General features: G+C 57.4%; 16 protein-coding genes and 1 pseudogene. 9 read left to right on the top strand and 8 right to left on the bottom strand.

What is annotated here, in order from left to right:
- The first annotated feature begins 6 nt into the window (after positions 1–6).
- Together V1283_RS13125 and V1283_RS13120 are read left to right on the top strand one after the other, a co-directional pair.
- A complete protein-coding gene (locus V1283_RS13125) occupies positions 7–996 on the top strand; it encodes a hypothetical protein (RefSeq protein ID WP_334386898.1) in 990 nt (329 codons plus the stop codon).
- Positions 997–1113: 117 nt separating this feature from the next.
- Positions 1114–1584, top strand: coding sequence for a hypothetical protein (locus V1283_RS13120; protein ID WP_334386897.1), 471 nt, complete (start codon positions 1114–1116; stop codon positions 1582–1584).
- Between the two features lie 135 nt (positions 1585–1719).
- Here V1283_RS13120 and V1283_RS13115 read toward each other — a convergent pair whose 3' ends face one another.
- Complete coding sequence (locus V1283_RS13115) at positions 1720–2355, bottom strand: hypothetical protein (RefSeq protein WP_334386896.1); 636 nt, start codon at positions 2353–2355, stop codon at positions 1720–1722.
- A 1635-nt stretch (positions 2356–3990) separates the two neighbouring features.
- Here V1283_RS13115 and V1283_RS13110 point away from each other — a divergent pair.
- Positions 3991–4395 carry a hypothetical protein gene (locus V1283_RS13110; protein ID WP_334386895.1) on the top strand — a complete coding sequence of 135 codons (405 nt, stop codon included), beginning with the start codon at positions 3991–3993 and terminating at the stop codon, positions 4393–4395.
- Between the two features lie 1358 nt (positions 4396–5753).
- Here the strand turns inward: V1283_RS13110 and V1283_RS13105 are convergent.
- The 7 genes and pseudogenes from V1283_RS13105 to V1283_RS13075 all read right to left on the bottom strand — a co-directional run bounded on the left by V1283_RS13105 (position 5754) and on the right by V1283_RS13075 (position 11508).
- The gene (locus V1283_RS13105) at positions 5754–7319 is read right to left on the bottom strand and encodes a porin (RefSeq protein ID WP_334386894.1); all 1566 of its coding nucleotides are present in this window, start codon (positions 7317–7319) and stop codon (positions 5754–5756) included.
- Positions 7320–8393: 1074 nt separating this feature from the next.
- The gene (locus V1283_RS13100) at positions 8394–8903 is read right to left on the bottom strand and encodes a hypothetical protein (RefSeq protein ID WP_334386893.1); all 510 of its coding nucleotides are present in this window, start codon (positions 8901–8903) and stop codon (positions 8394–8396) included.
- Positions 8904–8945: 42 nt separating this feature from the next.
- Positions 8946–9188, bottom strand: coding sequence for a hypothetical protein (locus V1283_RS13095; protein ID WP_334386892.1), 243 nt, complete (start codon positions 9186–9188; stop codon positions 8946–8948).
- 107 nt (positions 9189–9295) lie between these two features.
- Positions 9296–9469 (bottom strand): annotated as a pseudogene (locus tag V1283_RS13090) (alkylated DNA repair protein); the annotation flags it as partial.
- 68 nt (positions 9470–9537) lie between these two features.
- Positions 9538–9957 carry a DoxX family protein gene (locus V1283_RS13085; RefSeq protein WP_334386891.1) on the bottom strand — a complete coding sequence of 140 codons (420 nt, stop codon included), beginning with the start codon at positions 9955–9957 and terminating at the stop codon, positions 9538–9540.
- Between the two features lie 78 nt (positions 9958–10035).
- Entirely contained in the window at positions 10036–10485 is a 450-nt protein-coding gene (locus V1283_RS13080) for a tetratricopeptide repeat protein (RefSeq protein WP_334393046.1), read from the bottom strand.
- Positions 10486–10530: 45 nt separating this feature from the next.
- On the bottom strand, positions 10531–11508 hold the full coding sequence (locus tag V1283_RS13075; RefSeq protein WP_334386890.1) for an MBL fold metallo-hydrolase: 978 nt from the start codon (positions 11506–11508) through the stop codon (positions 10531–10533).
- A 484-nt stretch (positions 11509–11992) separates the two neighbouring features.
- Between V1283_RS13075 and V1283_RS13070 the strand changes: the two genes are divergently transcribed.
- From V1283_RS13070 to V1283_RS13045, 6 genes are all read left to right on the top strand, one after another.
- Entirely contained in the window at positions 11993–12559 is a 567-nt protein-coding gene (locus tag V1283_RS13070) for a sigma-70 family RNA polymerase sigma factor (RefSeq protein WP_442895740.1), read from the top strand.
- On the top strand, positions 12556–13374 hold the full coding sequence (locus V1283_RS13065; protein WP_442895739.1) for an anti-sigma factor family protein: 819 nt from the start codon (positions 12556–12558) through the stop codon (positions 13372–13374). Before V1283_RS13070 ends, V1283_RS13065 begins: the two co-directional genes overlap by 4 nt.
- Positions 13375–13463: 89 nt before the next feature.
- On the top strand, positions 13464–14261 hold the full coding sequence (locus tag V1283_RS13060) for a haloacid dehalogenase type II (protein ID WP_334386889.1): 798 nt from the start codon (positions 13464–13466) through the stop codon (positions 14259–14261).
- A gap of 622 nt (positions 14262–14883) precedes the next feature.
- Positions 14884–16614, top strand: a complete 1731-nt coding sequence (locus tag V1283_RS13055) for an adenylate/guanylate cyclase domain-containing protein (RefSeq protein ID WP_334386888.1) — start codon at positions 14884–14886, stop codon at positions 16612–16614.
- A 944-nt stretch (positions 16615–17558) separates the two neighbouring features.
- Positions 17559–18599, top strand: a complete 1041-nt coding sequence (locus V1283_RS13050) for a DUF4145 domain-containing protein (RefSeq protein WP_334386887.1) — start codon at positions 17559–17561, stop codon at positions 18597–18599.
- A gap of 119 nt (positions 18600–18718) precedes the next feature.
- The gene (locus V1283_RS13045) at positions 18719–20662 is read left to right on the top strand and encodes a DUF7380 domain-containing protein (RefSeq protein WP_442895738.1); all 1944 of its coding nucleotides are present in this window, start codon (positions 18719–18721) and stop codon (positions 20660–20662) included.
- Positions 20663–20689: the final 27 nt, after the last annotated feature.

The raw sequence follows: 20689 nt of genomic DNA, 5'->3' as shown, positions 1-20689 counted from the left end.
ATCGCCGTGTCGCAATCCTTTACCATGCAGCAACGCTTTCATGCCTGGCTGTTGGAACAATGGGAAGAAACAGTATTGCGCTGGATTTTCCGCAGTGCGGTTCTGGTCGCGCTCAGCGTGCTCGCCGTCGACCTCGCCAGCATCAACGGATGGATCATCTATCCCGACCCGGCGGTAGCGCCGGTGGAGATTAGAGAAGATTCCCCCGCGCTGAATCTTCCCAGGCTAGTGCCGTCGATCTTCGGACCTTTGTTGCCGGACGGCGGCAAGCACCTCGTGCCGCTGCCGCTGCCGGAGGGCGCCTTGGCAAAACCCATGACGTTCGAGCTGGTCGGCGGCGGCCGATTGATGGCAAGTGGCACCATCACGCCGGGAGTTTCGCAAAGCTTTGCGGTGGAGGCCGAACGGCACGGCGAATACATCAGGACCGTGGTGCTGAATTCGCCCGGCGGCTCGGTGACCGATGCGCTGGCGATGGGGCGGCTCATTCGCGAAAAAAGATTCGCGACTGAAGTTGAAGCGGGAAAATATTGTGTGTCATCGTGTCCCTTGGTGTTTGCCGGTGGCGTCGATCGACGCGCCGGCGAAAAGGCCACGATCGGGGTGCATCAGATGACAGTGATGCGCCCGGCCTCGAACGGCCCTCCCCGTGATGAGATGAGCGTTGCGCAAGATATCTCCGCGCGCTGCCAGCGCTATCCGGCGGCCGCAAACTGCCACACGTCTACTACGACCCGCTTCGCCTCTGCCTCTATCTGCCCGGCTCCGGTGAATGGGACGGCCACATGCGAATCGACACGACGTTCGTGCCGTGGACAGCGACATGGCTCTACTATTTCGAAGAGTGGCTTGATTCCGATGACTGGAAGGGCGGCGGCGAACATCCCGATCCTGGAGAAGCCGAAACCTACAATCGCCGAACGCGGCGGCGGTTTCGCTGACGATTTTTGGTCTAGTTCGCTAAACGCAACTGCGTTCGTCGGGCGGCAGTCCTAATCGAACCCGTCTCCGCCGAAAGTCTCCCCAAAACGGGAATATTCGCGGAAATGGACGGAGACTTTTGGCGATTTCCGCCTCATGTCCGGCAAAGCGGGAGTCCGGAGACGAAAGCGAATGCGCGAAAAGCCGGGATTTCCGGCCCATTCTAGCGTCTCTTCGGGAGCCCGGCCTAACGCCGGAATGCCTGGCTGGCGACGCAGTCATGTTCGCACCGGTCTCCAGCCAAATTCCCTGCAAACAGGGAATTTTTCAGGGAATTCCGCAAAATTCAGCCCTGAAAACATCACCACTATGCGAGAAACCCCTCAGTCGCAGCGATTTCTTTCAAGATTCCCTGCCGAAATGATCAGGGAAAATATTCTCAAGAACAGGGATTTTGGCACGCAAAACAGGGAAATCGGATGGAGAAGGGGAGAAGGTTCCATTAGTAAGCGCCATCAGAATCGACCACGGCTGCCAAAACTCGCACCCGTGGCTGGAGGATCGCGCAAAACCGGCGGGCTCTCACCGACCCTGCCACCAATCGGCGACCCGCGTCCGCTTGGACTGGCGCTCAAGCTTCCTTTGGTGGCCGGTTCGCAATGAGCGGCGTTCCTATGGCCTTGACGTCCGGACGCGACTGCTACCTTGAACGACGAATTTCGCATGCAGCGGGCCATAACCGTACGCGCTATTGCTCAGCGATTGTTACTTTGATTGCCGCCGGTATTGGCGGCGGCGTTAGATCCGCGCGCCGCACAGACCGCAAATAATCGCCGTGGAAATCAGGGCAGCTGCTGTCAGCCCGGCCGACCATGCTCGATTGGCAATCGAGACCTTGACGCTATGCGCGATCATTACGCCCCGCAATCCGGATGCGAGATGTCCCAGGATGAAAAAGACGCCCAGCGCGTAATGCGGCAACAGGCGGATATTCCAGGCGCCTTGAATGAGTCCGTCCGGCGCGCCCGAGGCCCAGGCCCAATCGGATTCGATTTTGTAGACGATACGCGCCGCAATCAGCCCCGAATTCAAATGTGCAAGAAGGAAGGCCGCCAGATAGGCGCCAGAACCGATCTGGAAAATGCGATAGACATCCGTGCGAAGACTGCTCCAGAGCCATGCCAGCCGCACGCCGCTCGCCGCCTGGAACAGTAGCAATAGCACCAGCACGGGCTCAATAAGCGGGGCGCGATACACGGCGCGGCCCGTTTTCATGATTTCGGCGTGGATTTCCAGCCAGCCCAAACAGATGTTGGTAAGATGAAACAGGACATGGCAGGTAATCAAGGCGGCCGATACGCCATGCGCGATCTGGCACGCCGCGGTCGAGTGCGTCCTTCGCTCCGGTGCAAGCTGATCCCCGCCGAACCACACATATAGAACCCGCCGCCAGCCATATCGCGATCCAGATGGCGACATCAGATAATTGAAGCGCCAGCAAATTCAAAACATAGCCACACGCTACCCCGACGAAAACAAAGAGCGGTGGCGCGGCGATGCTGTAAGCCAGACGGCGTGCCCGTAGATCCGATTGCGATGGTTGCTGCGATGGTTGCGGAGCACAGGTCTACCAATAGGCGGATGTTAGTCCCGACAGAGGCACCGCAAATGCGAGGACAAGCCGGATCGCGGCACCCGCGATGCGAACGGCAGATAATGAGCCGCCAGATGGCGAAACCGCAACATGGAATGCTTGCAGCAAAAAAGGATAGACCATCGCCACTGCTGCCGGGAACAGGCCAATTATTTTGCGTTTGAGCGCATCGGATGGTTCATGCGTGATGACTGCGCACCGCGCCTTGCAGCACATGCGCCGTGACGAAAGCCGAACCGGTGTGATGATGCGGCGGATTGCTGACCCCGGGGATAGTCCACCACCACGGCGACGATGTTCTTGCCCAGAATATTGGGAATCGGATTGTTCAAGGCGGGGATGCGTGGCGGGTACTGTGCCAGCGCCGCGTTCGAACTTCTTTGATGGCAGTTCTTACTGTTTGCCGGAGGGATTCAGCCGTTGTGGTTTCGAAAGTATTCCCGCGCGGAAAACCAGTAAGGGGCAGCCCCGACGATTTGCATTTCCGCCGCCGCAGCGTCGCTTGGGGCTGAGACCCATTTGCGGATACTTGAAACGCCGGGGTTATCATGATGCCATCGCATGATATTGGAGAAGGTCGGGAACCTTGAGGTGATCGATGTAGCACTTGTGACTGCAGTAGGCGATCTGCGTCGCGACATCTCGTAGGTAGCTCTCTCCAATTGACTCACAGCACAGCGCACAGAACGATTGCGTGCGGGGTGTCCTGCCATTCACCAAGACGAATTTCATGTGCCGTGTCCAAGTTCGAACAACACCTTGTGTGCGGGTTCTCTGATAGCAAGACTCAAATTCGCGGCCTGATATTCCCAAGCTCGCAAGTTGCTTAGAACGCAGCAGGCATTCTCGGGACTGGTCATTCCAAGAAACGGTTTGCGCTTCGCAATCGGACCGCTGGATGTGCTGCTGCCAAGGCGCCGGCCCGTCTCCAGGCAGATTCCCTGCAAACAGGGAAACGCGCGAGGTCCGACAAAGGCCATTTCCAGACTCATGCACCGCAGCATAGAACGTACTGCTGAGTTCTCACTCGGAGGAACTCAACTCGGCGCGTTTCTTGTCGGCGAGACCGATTTCGGAGGAACGCCTGCGACGATCGCTAGACGTTACTAATCAGATTTCAGCGCCAAGTTACGGCGGCGATCCAATTGCGCGGCAATTTCGCGGTGGCGATTACCGACCGTGTTAGCGAAATCCGTCGGCATCGGTAACGCGCGCTTCAACCCGAGTTGAGTTCCTCAAGCGGAATTTAAATGGGGCGGGCGCGATCTCTTCCCTACATCGACAGCCTGCTGCATCCGCATCGGATGCAGCAAGCCGATAGCTCGCGGTCCAGACGGCACGCTCGCCTCACGAAGCGTGATCAATTCGTCGCATCTCATGCGGGTTCGCAATCGATCCATTCAGGAGAAACGAAAATGACTTCGTTCAAAGCCCTTGCAGCGGCCGTGCTGCTGTCCGCGACCGCTGCGACGCCGACATTCGCGCAAGCTATTGCGCCGGGCAGCAGCGACCACGCTCTGTATAACAAGAATCTGCACGACTCCGGGTATAATCCGGAAAACGACTTCAATCCGAACGGGACCATGAGGGCCGCCATCCAGGAGCCGGGCCTGTTCTCGTTCTATTATCCCAATCTGGACGTTCTGAATGGCGGGGCGCCAACTCCTGCCGCGAGGCTGTCTCCCGACTGGCCCGCGTTGAAGGGCGCGTGTGCGTCGGCCGGCGGCGGCATCACTTACTGCGGCGACCGCTACGGCTCTTATGATTTCGCGCCTGACGCATTCTCGCGCAACCATGGCCGCCGCCGTCACCGGATGTGACGGCGCAAGCTCCCGCTTTGTTGAAAGAGCGTGATGAAATTTCTCCCAAGGCTGGCCGCTCTTCACAACAAGGAGCTGAGCGCTTCCTTGGCTTCTGCCACCATATGGAGAAACAAAATGACCAAAATGACCTTCGCGTCGGCTGCGCTGATCGCGGCAACCGTATTCGCAACCCAGGCCATGGCTGCTCGCAACGATTCCGCGGCGCGGCACGCCACGACCAAGGACTGTGTGCGAGCTCCAAACGTCGGCGCGTTTGCCTCAGATCCGTATACTGTACCCCCGTGCCTGCCCAGCACCGCCACTGATACGTTCCATTAGGCCACGAAGAGTCGGGCTGGCAGACCTCGCCAGCCCGATAATTTTTTCGACCGCACATGGGGCATGGGTTGCGCGCTCCGTGGTGTCCAACATAGGCGCGCGAACGTCCATACGCGCGAAGTAGGTATGGATGTCGATCTCCGTTGCGCGATCGGGATTGTGAGATCGAATATCGATCTCGGGGTTCAATCTCAGCGAAAACGGCCGTTCGGCTTCCACCACGAGGTTGCCGAAGAGGCGCTTCGTGCATGAAGGGACAGATCCGGGCTAGTAGCCCATCCTGATGAGATGGGCTGGCATGTGAGCTCGAGAACCGATCGAGAGGGAGCCATGTCAAGGAAGATTGTCTTTGGGGTCGCATTGGCTCTGGCGTCGCTATTGCTGACAAACATCGGATCTGCAGAGGACTCCCCACCTCGTCACAAGGGACTATGGCCAATTCGCAATGGTCACAATTACCAACCAACCGAGCACGAGCTGAGAGCCTTGCATCTGGAGGATGTCACGCCCGATCAGGCGCGCGAGATCGATCGATTATACGATCAGCTCCTGACAGGAGGTAAAAACGTTCACAATCGGCATCCCGCACCTAGGCGTTGATCGCGCTGCGCTGAAGCCGAGTTTCTGCGCGAAAGCGCGTATTTGTGCCATCCAGAGATCGATCGCCCTCTGGCGCGCTGACATTGATGCCGTTCTCGATTTGCAGACTTCCGACGGGCACAACAACGCTGGAGTTCGTGACGTTCGGTCGATCGGTGGCAATCTCGTCCCCGATGACTGGACAACGGTCCGCGGTGATAGGCAAGCAGAGCTTCCCAATGCTTATGGGCCCGCAAGCGGGCGCATGTGCGTTCTGTACGCCATTCAAAACCGACTTCTCCTTTCGCATTCAATGTCCCCGCAGCCTGACACAAATTGCGAGATGGCAGCTTGACTGGGGCGCCCTAGTTGGACCGGCATCGACGGCTCGCTCACAACGGGAGGATCGACCCACTCGGCCCTCCTGTTTCGTAGCGTGCAGCTGAACCAACTATGCTTCAGAACTGGAAGCGCAAGCCGACGGTAGGATCGATCGAGGATCTCTGCTGGAAGCCATTGGCGAGCCCATTCGAGACTTGCGACCACATGATGCCTGCATAGGCATCGAAGCGTTTGGCAAATCTGTAGTCGGCGACGAAAGAAACCGCATCCAGCTGTCCGCTACATTGCGCAAAGGCGCTGGTCGTGCAGACACCCCCGACGTTCACAGCGCCCGACTGAAAACTGTTCTGCTCTTCGTGGTAATAAGCGACGCTTAGATCGACGTCGGGCCTGACCGCATATTTCACGCCACCCCAAAATACCTGGAGGATCTTGTCGGTCGTAAAATTGGTGTTGTTAACGGTTCCGAGCGAATAGCCACCGGTGATGAAGCTGCCCGGCGTCAATGGATTATTCGGATTCGCGAATTGCATATGCTCATAGCCGGCAAAGAGCTTGACCGGCCCGATGGTGTACTTGGCAAGAAGCATAACGCTGGTGTTGTCGGAGACAGTTCCCGAAACAAGTCCCGCCCCCTGGTTGATACCCAGGGCGGCCGCAGTTGTGATCTGCGCGGTACTGAGGGGAGCCGCGGAAACCGCATCCGTGACGTGACTGAAGATCGCATCAACCGACAGACCCGCATAGTCGGCGCCAATCTGTGCTTCGACGGCATTGCCTGGGGCGCTAAAGGCGCCAGATCTAATCTGAGTTTCCACGGCGGCGCGGAAGGGCCCGACATTCACTGCGTATTTGAAAGAATTGTCGAAGATTCGATTCTCTGTATCTCCCGCACCGCCGGTAGCCCCCTGGAAGCCGATCAAGGAGAACGCGCCCGAATTGCTCATGGGATCATAGTTGACGACGCCGTCTGAAGTCAGCGCGTTTTGTCGACCGTAAGTCAGCGTTCCGTATATCGGCGAGCTGAGGCCGGCATAGGCCGCCACGTTGAACGCCTGGCCGTCCTTGGCGGAATCGGCGAATGAATTCTGCTGGCCAATCGCCAGCCCGTTGTTTTGCACTATGGAGCCGAGCCCGTCGGAAAGCTTGCCGGACTGTGGATTGAAGCCGGTCTGAAGATTGAATACGGCCGACAGACCATCCGCAATCTCCTGGTTTCCCTTCAAACCGATAAGTGACGAACTCAGCGCATTCGGGCCGACGCCGAAGTAAGAACGGTTGCTGTTCTTCGAGATTAGATAGTTCAATCCCAACCCCGCCGTGTTGCTCAACGGGGCGCCCTGATTTTGGAACGTCACGCCCATGTCGACCAGGCCATATAGCGTAATGCCGTGCCACGTCAGGCTGTCATCTACCGGGGCCTTTTTGTATTCCGCCTTGTAGGCGAGGTCGGCGGCCATCGAATCCGCGGGATTCGCCGATCTTGCTGCAACGGCGGGCGGCTTTGCGGGCTGCGCTTCAAGCTTGCGCTGCCGTCTTTCAAGATCTGCGATGCGTTTTGTCAGCGCCCGATTTTGTTCGCGCAGCTCTTTGGATTGCGCCTGGATGTCCGAAACCTCACCGGCATGCGCCGCCGTTGCGACGGTAAAAACCGCCGCTGCAGACAGAATAATCCTGTTCACGAGTGTCCCCCAACAATCGCGCGGCGCAATATCCGCGACTCCACCAAGATCACGGAGCCTCTGAATGAGGACTCCTGATAGGGAGACTCATGCTTGAGTTTAGAAATTCCAGATCACGTTAAAATTTCTTCAACGTGATTGCGCGGATCATCTGCAGACCCAATCGAAACACTTCAATGCGCCCTGATTGACGGGATTTAGTTTGACTGCTTGGGACCCGACGCGCGTCAACAATGTTCGAATGCATTTCGCGACAGCGCGTAGAAGCGGTCAGCATCGAGACCAAGCGGGGAAGCCCCCGAGATCCAACAAGATAACACTGGTAGCGGCAACGAGCGGGTGTCGCGGCGGCGTGAACGTCGTTGCCTCCGCATGCGGATAAGGACAACGCCCTGCTTCGCTGAGCGATAAGTCGCATCCACTCTGTGACAAAAATCGTGTGTGGTCGATACCATGCACGTCAGGTCGTAGGTACTGATGCCTGTCCAAGCAAACGGAATAAATCGGCGTCCAGTCTAGTCTCCTAACTGAAGCGGGACCCTTATCTTGTCGTCCCCTGTGGCTCGACAATCTGCGGGGCTTCTGGAAGCTCAACCTGCAAGCTAGGGGAGCTAAGCGCTATTGGCTCTTCATGTCCAATGGAGACGGAATAAGATGGATGGAGAGAAATATGCGCGGGTCGGATTCGCTATTTTGCTTCGCATCCAACAAGATTGAAGTTCATCCTTGCCCAAACTGCCGCGCCCCAATGCTTGTCCGCATCAATTCGGCCGGCCTGGACACGAACGCGCGAACGTTTGAATGCTTTAATTGCGATGCCGTTGTAATTGTACCGAATGACCAATCGGAGCTCTCGCTTTGAGAGCGGAGGTGAGGATCCGACAGCGATCTTCTGCGCACATCTGAAATAAAATGCGAAGCCTGTGGTGATTATATGGCTAGGTCCAAATGGGAGGACCGCCGTCGACGGCGGTCTTTGGATGCACTATCGCAGGGGGCGGATACATACGCCTGCGCGGTGGTCAGGCGGAATTGAAACGTCTCAGCCAGGGCCTCACCGCCAAGACACTTGGTCTAATGAAGCATTGGAGCCGATGGGGGCTTGAGTAGCTCGTCTCTTCCTTGCATCGACGGCTTACTGGACCAGCCCGAACCGATCAAGCCGGCAGTGGTTTGCAGGATGACACCGATTCCCCACCAGGAGCCGATTACAAATTCCCAGAAGCGCTGGAGAGGCTCGTCGAACACGAGAGCGTAGACCGACACCAGCGCAGCCAGCGCAGAGAGAAATGTACCGGCCGCGCTTAGCCATCCGGCGAGAACTACGTTGGATTGCCGGCCTCCAATCGTGCCCGGCAGCCGCGGAATATTAACCCGCGAATAGAAACCAATCATTCCGCTTAGTACCGTCAGTACTATGAAACCAAACGTTTGGAACAATGCGACGTTTGTTCTCGCCGGCTGCGCCGCGACGAATGTCCCAATCATGGCACCAGTCATCGCAAGGCCGGTTCGTTCCAGGAGTTGCGCGACCCGACTTATCAGCAGGCAATCGTCGATCTTAGTATTGCTCTCGTCAGACATGAACGGTTTTCACTTCAATTGGAGGTAGGCCGAATTGAGAGGTTAATAGCGTCTGGCGACGGCCGGGCGCGGCTTACGGACGACATGAGGCCCGTTGCCGTTGCCGCTGAAAGTCGCAAAAGCCTTGGCGTCTGCGGCAGGCCGTGTCGACCCGATGCCGAGGTCCCCATTGGGATAGGTAAAGGCGAACATGCCGGGCTCTTCGATCATTCGCTGAGCGAACGACGGAGTTGCGATGAACGCTGACAGGATGATGGTCGTAGCCAAAATTTTGTATTGGGTCATTGATCCTCTCCACGTGATGACCCGTCGCGCGACTGCTCGGGTCCTGCACCACCAGACCGGCAAGCAAGCCGCCGTATTCCACCACTGCCGGAATTCGGGATCACGGTTCAGCGATCATTTTTCGGATGTGGCGGGCCATCGACGGGCGGCAGCGACTTGATATAAGCCGCCATTGCCGCGCGATCGTTCTCGCTTTGTCGCGAAGTATTCTTGATGACGAGAGCCATCGAACCCCTGGCAGAAGCGCCGTCAGGCAGTTCGCCCGTCGCAAGGAAGGAGGAGCGTCATCTTCCGATCGCACCGACGGTCTGCTTGTGATTCGCCGCCGGGACGAGCCCCTGCCCGAGGCTTATGCGCTTCGTTCCGCTCTTCGTATGTTGTCGACGGACCAACCTCCCGCTCCGCACAGCATCAAGACCCACATCCCGCCTGATATCGCAAGGTCCTTCTCGAAATGCAGAAGCTCGTTGCGGCTGGCGAAGTTGGTGTGAAACAGCACGGCGGTTGTCAGGCAAAACAGGCCCAATGCCGCCGCACCCAGACGCGTTTGCCAGCCGACCGCGATCGCGATGCCCGTGGAGAGCTGAAAGACGATAGTTAGAATGAGGGCAAACGCTGGGATGCCTGCTTTCGCCATGGTCGCGGACGCGGCTTCGAAATTCACGACCAGGAAGACGCCCTCGTGAACGAAGATCCAGGCCAATAGCAGCCGCCCCGTAAGCAAAACAAGATTTTGGAAAGCAGGCCTTGTGCTCACTGCCTCAGCCATCGATCAACACCGCTCCGCTTCGCGCCGAGCAATTGAAGCGGACGTGTCAACGCCCGCCTCAACGCCCGGCTTCAGGCTTCAATTACTTGCCGATTTTGCGGTGATCGCCTTCTGTAGGTCTTCACGCTCCTCGCAGCCGCCGGGACAGAGTTTTGCTAAGGCAGCGAGCTGTTCCTTAGCCTTTTCCATATTGCCGGTTTCGACATAGAGCTCGCCGAGATATTCGCGGGCGGCCTTGTGATCCGGCTGCAGCTCCAGCGCCTTGGTATAGTAGGTCAGCGACGTCTTGAAGTCGCCGGTCTTGCGAAGCGTAAAGCCGAGCAGGTTATAGACATCGGCCTGCTGGACGTCTTCGGCGAGGTCTCTGAGTTCAGTGAGCGCGGCGGCATAGTCCTTTGCCTTCAGCTTGGCGCGAACCGAGGTCAGGTCGGGTGCATCGGTGGAAGACATATTGTCGACAGCAAGGGCCGGCGCAGGCAGCAGCGCCGGCGCAAAGCCAAGACCGAGGATCAGTATCAGACCGGCCATGCTGGAACAGAGTTTTGTTTTCATGATGATGTACTCCATGGGCTTTCAGGATTGTACGACCGGCGCGAATGCGTAGGCGTTGCCGTCCTTGGTGAACGTTCCGCTGCCGGGGAACGGGAAATGTGCGCCACAAACCATCATCTTGTCGGCGATGACGCGGTCGATCAGCTTGCGGCGGGTTGCGACAGCCGTTGCGCCGTCCTGATCGTAGGCCCCCTGCCAGTCCGGATGCGGCGCCAGCAGCGCCGGCACATACATCGCGTCATTCGACACCATCAATTGATCCTTGCCCGAGGTCACCAGGAAGGCGGAATGACCGGGCGTGTGACCGGGCGCCGTGAGGATGCGAACGCCGGGCGCGACTTCCGCATTGTCCTCGACCAGCTTCCAGTTCTTCCAGGTCGGGAATACATCGCCGATGCGTTTGCCGGCGGCCCTGCGGCCCTCGGCCAATTTCTCGACTCGGCCGGGTTCGGTCCACCAATTGTATTCGGTGCTGCTGACGATGAGTTCAGCGTTGGGGAAGACGGCAGCGTTGGTGCCCTTCTCCATCAACCCCCAGACGTGATCGGGATGGAAATGCGACACCAAGATAGTGCTGATCTGGCTACGATCGATACCGGCGATCTTCATGTTGGCCGGCAGGTTGGTGGCGTTCGCCTGCCACTGGCCGACACCCGATCCGGCATCAACCATAATATGCTTGTCGCCGATCTTGAGCACGATCACCGTTAACGGGATCGGCATGAATTCGGTGGTCAGGCCCGCCTTGGCGAGCGCTTCCTTGGTTTCCTCGACCGAGGCGTTCTTGATGAAGGTGGGATCATGTGGCTTACGCCAGATCCCATCATATATGGCACTCACCTCGATCGAACCGACCTTGTACTTGTAGACGCCCTTAGTCGGCTCAATCGGAGCTTGGGCATAGGCCGTATCGACGAAAGCAAGCCTCTTGTCGTGCAGGCCAAAGGCCGCAGCGACGGCTGCGGAAGCCAGGAGACCCCGGCGTGACATAATAAGCATTGACGTACTCCCAATTCCGATCGGACGCGGAGCGCATAGCGCGGAACGAGCACTGCCTCCGTACAGGGAGACCTGAGCGGCCAGAAATTTATTCTCGATCCGCAAAACTTTTGCTGGGGTCGATCCGGTCGGCCATCGATACGGCGCATCGGGGGCTTGAAGCCGCATCCGCTGGCGGCAATAAATGTGCGATTTCTTCCGCGCGGTCGGGAATAAACCGGCCGCCACCACGGTCTACTTGCTCGTCACAACAGCGCGCCCGGCCTTCGTCAGGCCGATCGACCCAATAATAAGGCAGAATCTAGTCATGAACTCGTCGTTGGCGACAGGTTACAGAGCGCCAGAATCGTTGCTGGGCGCTTTGGCTGCTGCCGCGGTCAAAATTCTTGCGATCGCGAAAGATAGCGGGCTCCGGTCAGTTGCCGCCAGCGGTGGCGATGCTGTCGCCCGTGCACCCAAAGAGCGAATCCGGGACGCCAGCCCGATGGCCTTGAGCGCCAAGGACCAGTACGGCAGGTTCCAGCGCGAGATCGTGCCGCACCTCGACGCCGCTTATAATTTCGCGCGATTTCTCAGTCGAGATCCCGATGCCGCCCATGACATCGTCCAGGAGACCTTCCTTCGCGCCTACCGAAGTTTTGACGGATATCAAGGCGGCGATGCACGCGCCTGGATCTTTTCCATCGTTCGCAATTGCTTTCACAACTGGCTGTTGGAAGGCCGCCGTAAGGCACGCTTGGAAGTCGATGTTCATCGCCGGAACGATCCCACAGACTTCTCCGTCGACGAAGTCGCGTCCGAGGACGACACGCCGGAGACGGCGCTGCTCAGGATATCCGAAGCAGGCAAGGTTCGCAGCGTGCTCAACAAACTACCGCGATCGCTGCGCGAGGTACTGGTCTTGCGCGAACTGGAAGGCCTCTCCTATCGCCAGATTGCGGATACATCGTCGTTGCCGATCGGCACTGTGATGTCGCGTCTGGCGCGCGCGCGGACGCAATTCGAGAGCCTGTGGCGTCAGGAAGCAGAGCTTTGGGAGGGACAAAAGTGAATCCCGCCGCTCCAACCCAATGCACCAAGATGGAGTTGATGCTTCACGGCTTCGTCGATGGAGAACTCGACGCGGCCCATTCGTTGCAGATCGAGCAGCACATAGCAAACTGCTCGCATTGTTTAAGAAAAATGGAAGGCCTTCAGGCCTTGAAACAACTGGTTGGGCAAAAAGGAGTGCAGTGGCGGACGCCGGATCATGTGCGAGCCCAGGTACTTGAATCGATCTCGCGCGAGGCCGCGATGCAGACGCGATCGGCGGCGTTGGTCCACGAGCGAGACGAAAAACGCTTTAGTATTCTCGGATTCATCAAGCAGTGGATGTTCGTGCCATCGCTGGCTGCTCTTGCGGCAAGCCTGCTGCTGGTGATGACGCCGATGTCGGATCGTTCGACAATCGGAGATGAAGTCATTTCCGGCCACATTCGATCGCTGCTGGTCGATCACCTCACCGACGTCGCGACATCGGATCAGCATACCGTCAAACCCTGGTTTAACGGAAAGATCGATTTCTCGCCTCCAGTGGTCGATCTGGCACGGGAGGGCTTTCCGCTGGAAGGCGGTCGCATCGATTATATAAGCGGGCGTGTCGTGGCCGCGCTGGTCTACAAGCGACACTCGCATGTTATCAACGTCTTTGTCTGGCCGGCCGCCGTCGGCGGAGAGACTGCAACTTGGCGAGCTACTGCGTCACGGGACGGCTACAACATGGATTCTTGGGTCGCAGGCGGCTTGACCTTCTGCGCTGTCTCGGATGTCAGCACCGACGATCTCGCCCGGCTTCGGGTGGCATTTTCTAGCAGAACTGCCAAATGACGGCTCGCCTGTCGCTTGACCTGGGAGAAACCCTTCCGTAGCGCCGCACCGCCTTCACTTCACGCTTAACATATCCGGGATGCTTGCGAATGTCCGACACCAATCTCGCGCGAAGTAATTCCATGTCGATCAACCGTCGTAAATTCCTGGAAATTGCCTCCAGCACCGTCACGGCTTCCGGTTTATTGACCGCGACAGCTGCCGCCACCGATGCGAAGCCGGCCATCAAAGCGATCGCCTTCGATGGCTTTCCGATTTTTGACCCGCGTCCCATCTTTGCAATGGCCGAAGAGCTCTTTCCCGGCCGCGGAGCGCAATTGTCCAACGTCTGGCGAACCCGACAATTCGAATACGCATGGCTACGCACCGCCGCACAAAGGTACCGCGACTTTCTCGGCGTCATCGACGATGCGCTTGTCTTCGCAGGCAAATCGCTCGATCTTGAGATGACAAATGAGCAGCGAAAGGCTTTGGTCGGTGGCTATATGCATATGAAAGCGTGGCCCGATGTGAGGCCCGCGCTTTCCAAGCTACGCGAGAGCGGAATCCGCTTGGCGTTCCTAAGCAATTTTTCTCCGGCGATGATAGACGCGAATATCAATAGCGCGGGTCTAATAGAATTCTTCGAGCACCAGCTTAGCACGGACGCTGTCGGCGTCTACAAACCTCACCCGAAAGCCTACCAAATGGGTATCGAAGCTTTCCGTCTAAAGCGCGAGGAAATCCTTTTCGCAGCTTTCGCAGGATGGGACGCGGCCGGCGCCAAACTCTTTGGCTATCCAACATTTTGGATCAATCGCCAGAAGCAACTGCTTGAACAGCTCGATGCGATTCCCGATGGCGAGGGTAGCGGGATGGACGATTTACTTAGATTCCTCTCTTACTAGTCAAGCGGCGATTGAATTCAAAAATGCTGAAATGAATGCTCTATAGGTCCGGCCGTTTCCCGAAGTTCGATTGACGTTACGAAACCTGGCCGGCCTACAACGTTCCACATCCACTAACTCGCGAACCAGAGGTGCGCTGAGACGCCAATAACCGTTCGCCCCCTTTGCATTGACGAGTTGTTACCCATATCGTCACTGGACCGAAGCAATTCTGCCTTCTCTGAAGGTTGCACGAATTTTCTGAAGGCCAGAATTAGCCCATTTTTCCGAGTCCACTCAACTTGAGTTAGCTAATTCGCTATGCAGCAGTGACAATCCATTCTAGCTCCCGCGGAGTTATCGGGCATCCAGATCAAACTTGGACGCTGGGAAATTGGGTCACTTCTCTCCAACGCAGGAAGGCGAACTCTCTCTTTGAGAGCCGGAGTAGGGATTCCCAAAAGGACGTTCAGTGACACCAGACGGCTGAACGAACTGAAGGCAACGCAGACTCATCATGCCGTTTTTTGTCGGCCGTCGTCATTCGTTGAAATAATCTCGCTGTTGAAACGGTCTCTTAGCTGTTGGCCTCCAACACGGACGACCATGTTGCGGGAAAAAGTCGTCGGCCGGAATTATGCACATGACTGAGCTCAATCGCGCATCACTAGACAAATATATCCACAGCGTCGGCGTCCGGCAGATCCGTCTGGCTTGTGGGCTGGTTCTGTTCGCCTACTTGCTAAGCCATTTCATCAACCATGCGCTCGGCAATATTTCGCTGGATGCCCTTGCCACAGGTGTCAAATATCACACCGCTTTCTGGAAAAGTTTACCCGTCTCGACCGTGCTTTATGCCGCGGCAACCGCCCATGCCGGCCTCGGGATCTGGGCGCTTTACCAGCGCCGTCAATTTCACTGGAAAGCGATCGAGCCGATACAACTTGTACTAGGTTTAAGTATCCCTGCCCTTATCATCACCCATCTTGCCGGTGTGCGGTTTGACGACGTACTATTCCAACATCAAAAACTCTATCCGCAGGTGTTTTACTCGTACTGGATCATATGGCCATACAAGATGTGGCTGATGTTCATTGTTTTGATCGTATCTTGGGTTCACGGCTGCATTGGACTGTGTTTCTGGCTCCGCATGAAGGCGTTCTTCGAGACGGCGGCGCCGTTTCTGCTGGCCGCAGCGGTACTCATTCCGACGCTTGCCATGCTCGGCCTCTATCAAGGCGGACGAAGGGTCGTACATGACAGCGGCACCGCGCAATGGAAAGCGGAAAATCTCTCCCGACGTCAGGTCGGGACGGCTGCGGAGCAGGACATCATCGACAGCATCGTCGATTATTTTCTGATTGGATATGTCGGACTGATCGGGTTTGTTTTAATCGCGCGCGGCGTGCGCACGTTGAATGAGCGCCGCGGCGACATGATCAATCTGTCGTACGGCAACGGCAGGACGGTTCGCGTGCCGAAAGGCCTGAGCGTGCTCGAAGCCAGCCTGCGCAATAACGTGCCGCACGCCAGCATTTGCGGCGGTCGCGCTCGGTGCTCTACCTGTCGAATTCGTGTGATGGGCGATTGCAGTTCGCTGCCGGCGCCGTCAAAGCGAGAAGCCTTTGTGCTCAACCGTGTGGGCGCCGGTGGCGATCGGGCAATTCGCCTCGCCTGCCAATTGCGTCCGAACACTGATCTCTCTTTCTTCCAGATTTTTACGCCCGATGTCACAGCGGGTTCTCTCCGGAAAGCAGGTTCTGTCCGTATTGGTCAGGAACGTTATCTTGTCAGTATGTTTGTGGACATGCGCGGTTCAACCACACTTGCGGAGCAGCGATTGCCGTTCGATACCGTATTCATTGTCAACCGGTTCCTAAGCGCAGTCTCCCAGGCGGTGATCGAATGCGGCGGTCAACCGAACCAATTTGTCGGGGATGGGGAATTGGCCCTATTCGGGCTCAACACCAACCCGCAAACCGCCTGCCGGCAGGCCCTTCAGGCAGCAGCACTGATTGCTACGAATATCGATGAGTTAAATCAATTTCTAAGCCATGACTTGCTCAAGCCGATCCGTTTCGGGATGGGCATCCATGGCGGCGAAGTGATCATCGGCGACATCGGTTATCGTGATCACCAAGTGTTCACCGCACTTGGAGACGCCGTCAACGTGGCTGCGCGCCTGCAGGACATGACGAAGGGCCTCGAATGCGAGGTCATTCTGTCAGAGGAGGTCTACAAGACAGCGGGTCTACCGGTCAACTTGCTGCCAGAGCAAGAACTAGCAATCCGCGGACGCGCCGAACCCATGATCGTCCGTGCGGTTACAAATGCAAGGATGTTGTCCTCACCGAGAATCGCCATCGTCGCTTAGGAGAGTCGCGGCAGAGACTCTCGGGGCTAAATCATTCCAAGGAATGGTTTTGCGCTTTCAGAATCGGAACACCGGCCGTCCCCGCAAACTGTTCGTTTGCGATCGTGACTGTTTTGCGCAAAACTCTCGAGCAACACTGCCGTGCGTGCCGCTATTTGCGTTTGGACCGGATTCTGGGTTAGCAGCCGCGTGAGCGCACCTGATCCAGGTCGGTGGATTATTCAGAATAACGGCTACAAGTTCGGTCGGTGCGAGTGCCATATTATTTTGTCTCTATCGTCGAGATGAAAGGTCAATGCATCATCCAACAGCATTAGACCACCGATCTGGCGCGTTTCCGGGGCCGGGAAAAATGAGACCTTAATTAGCACGGCCTTTCCAAAATACGCCGATCGAATGTTATGGAACATCGATGCCCAACTAATAAGGTTTGTGTAATTTCCTTATCAGTTGGTGCGATGCGCAACTATGCTACTACCTATCGCTCGACATCAACGCCACTAGGTCCAAGTTGACCAAGGTTCTACCCTCCAAAGGGAACTACTCCTCGGAATGTACCCTTTCCACCGGGACACCGGTAACGGTGATCGAGAATGCTGCTGGGTCCGTCCACCAAACAGAGGTTAGTAAATAGAACTCCACCCCCGGATTATCCGTGCTTCTTTGCAACCTTTCTGCAAACACCTTTAGTTGCTAATTTTCAGACCGCAATTTTCGACTCTAGCGCCGACTGCACGCGAAACTGTAGGACCACGATGGGATACTGTCCGATCTGCAAAACTTCGGCGAGTCTCGAGCAGCCGAGTTCAGGCGACTACAGACGCGTGGAATGCCGAAGATGCGGGAATTTTCAGATTACCGGCACCGCCCTAGCGATGTTACCGTCCCGCCTGTTGGGCGACGACAAGAAGTCCGTCGCTCGCCTCGGTCATGCGACCAGGTTGATGTCCCTGACCACTGAAGTCGACTGGCCGGAGATCAACTCCGTAAATCTGGACGAAATGCTCAACCAGCCTCTTCCGTCGCTCGACCGGCAGATTACCAATCTCCTCATCTGGACTGCCGCTCAACTTGGCGATGACCATCTCGGCGAAGTGGAATTGCCGGACGAGGAAGATCTCACCGCCGTCATCGGCACGATCGACGGCCGCCGCGTGGACGATCTGATCTCTCGGGCCGAACGCAGTGGCTTCATCACATTTGTTCCCGACGAGTGCATCGCGATCACTGCAAAAGGATGGGAGCGCCTGCAACCACCTTCCGAGGCGAACCTCGTGGTCAGTCCGACAAGCCAGAACAACACACCGAACGTCGACCGCATCATCAAGGCGCACTGCAACACGTGTCGCGGGGCTACAAGTTCCTGGATTCGTGCCGCGCACTCCGTCGACGGTACTGTCGGTACCAGTCCCTTCAGAAATCGCTTCGATGTTTTGCAGTGCTGTGGCTGCGACAGTCTTTCGGTTCGTCACGAGCACTGGTTCTCGGAGTGGGATGAAGCCAGCTATGACGAGCAAGGTCAGCGTGTCGTAAAACGCGGGGTTAAAGTAATCCATTATCCCTCACCGACAGTTCGCCCGAAGCCCGTCTGGTCTGATGCGATCGACGACGAGATACTCAGAAATGTTATGGACGAGCTCTATCTGGCGTTGAATGCTGGGATGAGCGTCCTAGCATCCGTCGGCGCACGCACGTTATTGGACAGGGCCGGCCATCTGCTGTTGGAGGAGGATCCGAGGGGCGGATTCGAGGGAAAGCTGTCGGGCTTGGTCGATCGCGGATTCATCAGCCGTCACGAAAAGGCAACTCTCGAGGCCGTCGCGGACGCAGGCAACGCGTCTGCCCATCGGGGCTACACGCCTAATGCGGAGCGTCTCGGGCACATCGTCGACATCATGGAAAACTTTTTGCAACGCGCGTTCGTCCTTCCGCGCGTGGCCGATGAGGTCCGGAGTTCGACGCCACGACGCCCAAAGGGAAAATAGTCGGGGAGTTATCCGGGACCAGGCCCGCCGCCGCATTGAAATCGTCCGGCGCGGGAGCATATAGGGAACAACCCTTGATGTTGCCGGCCGGTGCGATTGCGCGGCCCAGCAAACTTACAATGCAGAAGCGTCCAGGAGACGACTTGAGCGACGAGAGTCCTACGATCGACGAAAGTCCTGATAACGCTGTGCCACCGCCCCCTCCATGGGCCAGGGCGACCGTAGATGACGTCTCGCAGGTCGATTTTGAAGAGCTGGTTCGGCAATCGGACAGCGCCGATGCGGCCGAACTGGGCGATCTCTACCGAAGCGCCCTCCCCGACACGCAGCCCGAACCCGAAACGCCGGCCTTTCGCGTCTACTCGATGCTCGCTGCGGTCATGGGAATGCAGTTCAAGGCCAACGAGCCGAACGACCCTTTCGCTGCGATGGTCGTCTGGGCAGATGGCAGGCGCTCGGCGATACCAGCTGACTTTCGCAGTGCGATAGATGCCTTGGCCGAAATGGCCGAGCGAGCTCAACACCCGGTGCTACGAGCACGGCTCGCGGACCTCTGCTGGCTGCTAGATCGGAAGAGAGGCCGCCTCGGAGTGATTGCAGCTAAGGCCTACGTCGAAGTCGCTTCCCAAGTCGACTCCGGGACTCTCAAGCTTCGGTTCGACGAGGATGAGACCGGCGCCCTGCGACATGAGGCCCGCGATCTGCTCAAACGGGCGCTATTCATCGGTCGCGGTGCCGGAATGGACAAGAAAGGTCCTTCGGACGCGCAGAAGTTCGTCGTGGCGTTGCGGAAGCGAGCGATCGAGAAGCAACAGGCGAGCCCCGCTCTGATGTTCGGACGTCTCGACCTTCACTTCGGGATCTCGGATGGGGCCGAGGTCGGCAAGGACGTCGAAAATTTGATCGCCGGCCTCTCGACCGGCGCGGACGACCATACGTTAGTGGAGCTTTGGCGCCTTTCCGCCAGGGCTTACCATAAAGCCAAACTCGACGACGACGCGAACCGTTGCCGGACAACTGCAGGCGAGCTGCTGGTCGCGATGGCGAAGCGTCAGCCTTCGGCCATGTTGGCTGCTCATACGCTGACCGAAGCCATACGCGAACTGCACGGCTTGCCAGGCAGCAAGGATCGCCGGAAGGAACTGAGGCATCTCCTGGTGGATGTCCAAGCAGGCATAGCCGACGAAATGTCGCCTTTTGCGATTCCGATGGATCTCGAGAATATCGCCAAAGAGATCGAGAGGAGGATGCAACAGCCGACTTTGCTCGACAAATTCTTCACGTTCGCTGCCCTCAGTCATTCTCCGGATCCGGACCAACTTATCGCCGAGGCGGAGAAGTCCGTCCGAGAGCATCCGTTCTCATCCTTATTTAGCGCCAGTCACCACGACCGCGACGGCAAGGTCATTTATCGCAGCGAAGGAGCCGATTTTGGCGACGCGCAGGATGATTCCACGCTCCGCCAACAGATCGCGCGCGACGAGGGAGTACGTCGCCACATCACAGCTTCGGCGGAGATCGAGGTCGCAAGGCAAGCTATCGTTTCGAGTCACTATCTGTCCGAAGAAATCTTCGCCGCGCTATTGGAAATAAGCCCCTTCGTACCGCAGGGGCTCGTCATGACCTACAGCCACGGCTTTACATGCTTCTTCCGCGGCGACTTCATTGGCGGCCTCTACATTCTGACGCCTTTGCTGGAAGCTTCGCTTCGGCACGTGCTGAAAACGCACGGTCATGACGTCACCAAATTGGACGATGCCACGAAGATTCAGGAGGACCGGACGATATCCGCGCTATTCGAGCAGATGCGACCGGAGTTGGATTCGATCTTCGGCAGCCCCATCACGACCGACATCGAGAACGTTTTTCTCAAGAAGCCGGGGCCCTACATCCGTCACTCCATTGCCCACGGACTACTGAACGACGGAGAACCATACTCGGACGATGCGCTGTATGCGTGTTGGCTGATCTTCCAACTCTGCATGATCCCGCTATTTGAACATCGAGAACATATCCGCCTGCCCTTCGATGCTTCTTCCGAGGTTGTTGATAGGAAGGAATAGTGTCGTGGCGCGTGGGCGCCACCGGCA

Source organism: Bradyrhizobium sp. AZCC 2262, assembly GCF_036924535.1.
In the GTDB taxonomy this organism is placed as follows: domain Bacteria; phylum Pseudomonadota; class Alphaproteobacteria; order Rhizobiales; family Xanthobacteraceae; genus Bradyrhizobium.
This window is presented reverse-complemented; position numbering and strand designations above follow the sequence as displayed.

Coding starts and splice junctions, on each gene's coding strand:
- V1283_RS13070 (WP_442895740.1), top strand. CDS start 11,993: ATGGCCTTGAGCGCCAAGGACCAGTACGGCAGGTTCCAGCGCGAGATC.
- V1283_RS13110 (WP_334386895.1), top strand. CDS start 3,991: ATGACTTCGTTCAAAGCCCTTGCAGCGGCCGTGCTGCTGTCCGCGACC.
- V1283_RS13120 (WP_334386897.1), top strand. CDS start 1,114: ATGCGCGAAAAGCCGGGATTTCCGGCCCATTCTAGCGTCTCTTCGGGA.
- V1283_RS13075 (WP_334386890.1), bottom strand. CDS start 11,508: ATGCTTATTATGTCACGCCGGGGTCTCCTGGCTTCCGCAGCCGTCGCT.
- V1283_RS13095 (WP_334386892.1), bottom strand. CDS start 9,188: ATGACCCAATACAAAATTTTGGCTACGACCATCATCCTGTCAGCGTTC.
- V1283_RS13060 (WP_334386889.1), top strand. CDS start 13,464: ATGTCCGACACCAATCTCGCGCGAAGTAATTCCATGTCGATCAACCGT.
- V1283_RS13055 (WP_334386888.1), top strand. CDS start 14,884: ATGACTGAGCTCAATCGCGCATCACTAGACAAATATATCCACAGCGTC.
- V1283_RS13100 (WP_334386893.1), bottom strand. CDS start 8,903: ATGTCTGACGAGAGCAATACTAAGATCGACGATTGCCTGCTGATAAGT.
- V1283_RS13080 (WP_334393046.1), bottom strand. CDS start 10,485: ATGGCCGGTCTGATACTGATCCTCGGTCTTGGCTTTGCGCCGGCGCTG.
- V1283_RS13045 (WP_442895738.1), top strand. CDS start 18,719: ATGCAGAAGCGTCCAGGAGACGACTTGAGCGACGAGAGTCCTACGATC.
- V1283_RS13085 (WP_334386891.1), bottom strand. CDS start 9,957: ATGGCTGAGGCAGTGAGCACAAGGCCTGCTTTCCAAAATCTTGTTTTG.
- V1283_RS13050 (WP_334386887.1), top strand. CDS start 17,559: ATGTCCCTGACCACTGAAGTCGACTGGCCGGAGATCAACTCCGTAAAT.